Annotated in this window: 4 protein-coding genes; 1 reads left to right on the plus strand and 3 read right to left on the minus strand. The window is 63.2% G+C overall.

The features are described from left to right. Positions 1–273 precede the first annotated feature (273 nt). The 3 genes from AC1RQG_RS24575 to AC1RQG_RS24585 form a co-directional block, all read right to left on the minus strand. On the minus strand, positions 274–417 hold the full coding sequence (locus tag AC1RQG_RS24575; RefSeq protein ID WP_493135499.1) for a DUF6404 family protein: 144 nt from the start codon (positions 415–417) through the stop codon (positions 274–276). A 129-nt stretch (positions 418–546) separates the two neighbouring features. After that, on the minus strand, positions 547–945 hold the full coding sequence (locus tag AC1RQG_RS24580; protein WP_493135501.1) for a hypothetical protein: 399 nt from the start codon (positions 943–945) through the stop codon (positions 547–549). 31 nt (positions 946–976) lie between these two features. Further along, positions 977–2,122, minus strand: coding sequence for an alpha-hydroxy acid oxidase (locus AC1RQG_RS24585; protein WP_493135503.1), 1,146 nt, complete (start codon positions 2,120–2,122; stop codon positions 977–979). Between the two features lie 339 nt (positions 2,123–2,461). Between AC1RQG_RS24585 and AC1RQG_RS24590 the strand changes: the two genes are divergently transcribed. Then, a complete protein-coding gene (locus tag AC1RQG_RS24590; protein WP_493135504.1) occupies positions 2,462–5,281 on the plus strand; it encodes a sensor domain-containing protein in 2,820 nt (939 codons plus the stop codon). Positions 5,282–5,425 lie beyond the last annotated feature (144 nt).

Consider the following 5,425-nt stretch of genomic DNA (forward strand, 5'->3'; position numbering starts at 1 on the left):
CTGCCGTGCCACGCGATTTCGGCGTTACACGGCATGTCGCCTGACGTCAAATTCCACACGAAACGGCATAGAGCCGATTCAAGATCCATGGACTGGAATCGCTGAGCATAAGCAATCCTAATCCAAGGGGAATTGTGATAAGGCCGACAAGCAAATAGACTGGTAAAGCCAATATCGCCATCGCTGCGACTAAAATCATCGCTCGCAACTGTCCGGACTTGCATATGAATAGTTTCCCTGATGCGTTAGACGGAATCATCCATTCTCTCTCAGTCATCGCAAAAAAGGGTGAGGCGGTGAAATCTCAACACCGATACGCCAAAGGATGCGCAAATCCGGCGGCTCATAATTACAGCGCCACATCCCGGTGTTTCTTAAGATTGCGAGTGATTGTCCACGTCGGGTCTGGAATGTCATACAAAAATAAAATGGTTGCCATCAGGACACTATACTATACGCAACATTGCCAAAATGCGCACTTTGTAACGTCGGATGGCAGCCACTGCCCGAACACGCTCACATTGAATTGCAGGCGTGAAATACAGCCTAGAATCTGAAGCAATGCGCCTGCTGCGCGTCACTGCGCATGAGCGGCGTAGTCAACACCACGGAAGTCTCACGTTGACATTCCAGCAGCACATTCCTGGTCTCCTCGACACCCTCGTCGACAAATCCCCGCTTCCAAGCTCGTCCGATTGCGACGACGAACGCATTGTCGGGCACTCGTGGGTTGATCACCACGATGTCTCTGCCCTTAGAACCTGCACCTGCGTCCGGATTCAATATCGCGGGACTTCTCCGTTGACTTGAATGGACGAAGAATGCGCCGTCGGATGCAGTGAATTGATTTAAATTTTGCGGGTTCAGGGCATCCGTCTTTAGTCCTTGGGCGACCGCCGACGAGGCGATCAGGACTGATATGGCGATCAGAGCGGCGTTTATCATTCTCAAGCTGACCACCTTGGCCGTTCACAGCTTAAAACGATCCGGGCAGCAATATGTTCTGGTCCACCTGCTGCACATCGCGCAGCCCGCAAAACGCCATCGTCAAATCGAGCTCGTTGCGGATGATCTCCAGGCACTTGGTGACGCCCTGCTCGCCCATCGCGCCCAGCCCGTACAGGAACGGGCGGCCGATGTAGACCCCGCGCGCGCCCAGCGCCAGCGCCTTGATCACGTCCTGGCCGGAGCGGATGCCGCCGTCCATGTGCACTTCGATCCGCTTGCCCACCGCTTCCACTATGGCCGGCAGCGCGCCGATCGACGATTGCGCGCCGTCGAGCTGGCGTCCACCGTGGTTGGAGACGATCAGCGCGTCGGCGCCGCTCTCGACCGCCAGCCGCGCGTCTTCCGCATCCATGATGCCTTTGATGATCAGCTTGCCGCCCCAGCGCTGCTTGATCCACTCGACATCCTTCCACGACAGGCTCAGGTCGAACTGCTGGTTGGTCCACGCCGACAGCGACGACATGTCCGACACCGACGAGGCGTGGCCGACGATGTTGCCGAAGCTGCGCCGGCGCGTGCCCGCCATGCCCAGACACCAGCGCGGCTTGGTGGCCATGTTGACGATGTTGGCCAGCGTCAGCTTGGGCGGCGCCGACAGGCCGTTGCGCAAGTCCTTGTGGCGCTGGCCCAGCACCTGCAAATCCAGCGTCAGCACCAGCGCCGAGCAGCGCGCGGCCTTGGCGCGGTCGATCAGGCGGTTGATGAACTCGCGGTCCTTCATCACGTACAACTGGAACCAGAACGGCTTGGTGGTGTGGGCGGCGATGTCTTCGATCGAGCAGATGCTCATGGTCGACAGCGTGAACGGCACGCCGAAGCGCTCGGCCGCGCGCGCGGCGAGGATTTCGCCGTCCGCGTGCTGCATGCCGGTCAGCCCCGTGGGCGCGAGCGCCACCGGCATGGCCACCGGCTGCCCGACCATGGTGCTTTGCAGCGTGCGGTTTTCCAGGTTGACGGCCACCCGCTGCCGGAATTTGATCGCCGCGAAATCGCTGCTGTTGGCCCGATAGGTCGATTCCGTCCAGGAACCGGCGTCGGCGTAGTCGTAGAACATGCGCGGCACGCGCTTTTGCGCCAGCACGCGCAAATCCTCGATGCAGGTGACGATGGTCATAAATGTTCTCCGGATCAATGATGCTCCAAATCATCGGCGATTCTGGCGAAATTGCCAACTAGAATGTGGAATAGCACGGACCTACCGCTCGCCCGCCGCCATGCGCGGCGCCCCCAAGGCGATAGCCGGTCGCAGTCGTTGCGCGATGTTGCATATTGAAAATCAATGATGTCGCATTGCAACAATCGGCGAATTTAGAAAGCAGAGTGTGCTTTAATTGGCAACAACGCGGCGGCCGCAGCGACCACGCGCTGGGTAGTACTTGAACCAAAGGATTGTTTCGCCGGTGCGCGCCTGGGCGCGCATCTTGTGTCAACTCTCTTGCTTCCCGTATCGACCATGTCCACCGGCTCCGCCGCACCACTGCAGGAATCGTCGCCCGAACTGCCCGGCGTCATCACCCGCCTCGCCCGGACCGGCGGCGCGCTCGTCGCCTTGCTGGTGCCGCTCGTGTTCTTCGTGGTCGGCTACCAGAGCGAAGTGGCGCCGCTGAACGTGGCGCTCCAGCTCGGCGCCCGCGACTACACCGACGGGCAGCCGGCCCAGCACGCCGGGGCGCGTTCGCCGCAGGCCATCATCAACGCCGTGGCCTGGCTCGGCGACGACACCGCCATCCGCCTGCTCGACGCGCACCGGCACCTGCTGGCCCAGAAGACGTCCGAGCCCGGCCTGCCCCGCCTGACCAGGACCGCGACGCTCGAGCGCGCCGATGGCGCGCGCTGGCAGCTCGAACTGCACCACTCGCTGCTGCCGCTGGCCACCATGACGCTGTTCATGCTGGCGCCCGGGCTGCTGCTCGGCCTGCTCGCCTACGCCGCGCTCAAGAGCGTGCCCATGCGCGCCTTCCATCTGGCCTTGCAGGAGGTGGCCGTGCGCAAGTCGACCGAGGAGCGGCTGGCCAAGTCGCTGTCGATCTTCTCCGCCACGCTCGAATCGACGGCCGACGGCATCTTCGTCACCGACGTGCATGGCCGCCCCATCGTCGCCAACCAGCGCTTCTTCGACCTGTGGAACATGCCCAAGTCCACCATCACCGGCGTGGCCGCGATCGACATGCTGGAGATGCTGGCCGACCAGCTGCGCGAGCCGCAGGCGTTCCTGGCGCTGCAAAAGGATTTGACCCGGCACATCGGCGACAACCAGGGCGCCATCCTGGAATTGCGCGACGGCCGCCTGTTCGAGTGGAATTCGCGGCCCCAGTATGTGGACGGCAGCGTGGCCGGGCGCGTGTCGAGCTTCCGCGACATCAGCGAACGCAAACGGGCCGAGTCGCTGCTGGCGGCGGAAAAAGAGGTGCTCGAGATGGTGGTGTGCGGCAACTCGCTGCAGGCGGCCCTGGGGGTGCTGGGACGCCACGTGGAAATGCTGTCGGGACAAATGTTCTGCGCCATCCTGTTCCGCGAAAGCGACCACGCCGGCGACCTGCTGTACGCCACCGGCCCCAGCCTGCCGCGCGCCGTGACGGACACCATCGTCCGCCAGGGACAGGGGGCGCTGAACGATATCTTCGCCGACGCCGCGGGCGAAGGCGGCAAGCAGGAGCATGGCTTGTCGGACGAGTTCAGCGGCGTGATCGAGGGCATCGACACCAACTCCGCCTGGCGCCGTTACCGGGAATTGCTGGCCGACCAGGACTTGCGGGCCTGCTTCGCGGTCTCCATCCTGTCGTCCAGCCGCCAGTTGCTGGGCGTGATCGTGGCCCACTACCGCAAGCCGGACGACCAGCCGCGCCACGACCGGGAATTGATCTGGGTGGCCGCCCACCTGACCGGCATCGCCATCGAACGGCGCCAGGCGGAATTGCGGCTGCAGGTGCTGGCCCATTTCGACACGCTGACGCTGCTGCCCAACCGCGACCTGTTCCGCGACCGCCTCGGCCAGGCGCTGGCGCGGGTCGAACGCCACAAGGGGCTGGTCGCCATCATGTTCCTGGACCTGGACCGCTTCAAGACCATCAACGACACGCTGGGCCACGACGCCGGCGACCTCTTGCTGCGTGAGGTCGCGACCCGCCTGCAGCGCTGTGTGCGGGCCGAGGACACGGTGGCCCGTCTGGGCGGCGATGAGTTCACGGTGATCCTGGAACACATCAACAAACCGGAGGACGCGGCCATGGTGGCCGGCAAGATCGTCGAAGCGCTGGCGCCGGCCATCATCCTGGGTGGCCAGGAAACCTTCGTCACGCCCAGCATCGGCATCACCATCTATCCGGGCGACAGCACCAACAGCGAGCAACTGCTCAAGAATGCCGACACGGCCATGTACCGGGTCAAGCATGAAGGCGGCAACGGCTACCGTTTCTTCATGCCGGAAATGAACACGCTGGCCGTGGGGCGGCTGGAAACGGAGAGCGGGCTGCGCCGGGCCCAGGAGCGCGAGGAGTTCGTCGTCTATTATCAACCGAAGCTGGATTTGAAGAGCGGCGACATCATCGGCGCCGAAGCATTGCTGCGCTGGATACATCCGGAACGGGGACTGGTCCCGCCGGCCGAATTCATCCCCATTCTGGAGGAGACCGGGCAGATCGAACTGGTCGGCGAATGGGTGCTGAGGACCGTGTGCCGCCAGATCCGGCAATGGCAGCAGGCCGGCATGCCGCCGTTGAACGTGGCCGTCAACCTGTCGGGCCGCCAGTTGCAGCGCAACAACCTGTCGAGCACCATCGGCGCCATTCTCGACGAGACGGGACTCGATCCGCGCTTTCTGGATCTGGAAGTGACCGAGAGCATGCTGATGCATGACGCCCAGTACGCCGTCGAGATGCTGATGCAGATCCGCGCCAAGGGCGTGATCCATATCGACGTGGACGACTTCGGCACCGGCTATTCGTCGCTCAGCTACCTCAAGCGCTTCCCCATCGACGCCTTGAAGCTCGACAAGTCGTTCGTCGACGGCTTGCCGCAGGACGAGGACGACATCGCCATCTGCCGCGCCGTCATCGCGCTGGCCCACAACCTCAAGCTGCGCGTGATCGCCGAAGGGGTGGAGAACGAGGCCCAGCTCGCGTTCCTGCGCGACAACGGCTGCGACGTGATCCAGGGTTACATCGTCAGCCGCCCGCTGCCGGCGGACGCGTTCGCGCAGCTGGTGCGGCAATTCCACAGCGCGCCGCACTGGCGTCCCGAGCCGGACAATCCACGCCTGACGCTGGTGCAGTAGCGCGCGCCGCGCGCGCATAGCAAAAGGGCCCGAAGGTTTGCACCTTCAGGCCCTCTACTACCGATGTTCTGGTGCGGCTGGCAGGAATCGAACCCACGACCCCTTGGTTCGTAGCCAAGTACTCTATCCAGCTGAGCTACAGCC

Source organism: Rugamonas sp. GW822-FHT03B10, from assembly GCF_058801745.1.

Bases quoted from the DNA above. Each gene is read 5' to 3' on its own strand.
- AC1RQG_RS24575 (WP_493135499.1), bottom strand. From the start codon at position 417: ATGACATTCCAGACCCGACGTGGACAATCACTCGCAATCTTAAGAAAC.
- AC1RQG_RS24580 (WP_493135501.1), bottom strand. From the start codon at position 945: ATGATAAACGCCGCTCTGATCGCCATATCAGTCCTGATCGCCTCGTCG.
- AC1RQG_RS24585 (WP_493135503.1), bottom strand. From the start codon at position 2,122: ATGACCATCGTCACCTGCATCGAGGATTTGCGCGTGCTGGCGCAAAAG.
- AC1RQG_RS24590 (WP_493135504.1), top strand. From the start codon at position 2,462: ATGTCCACCGGCTCCGCCGCACCACTGCAGGAATCGTCGCCCGAACTG.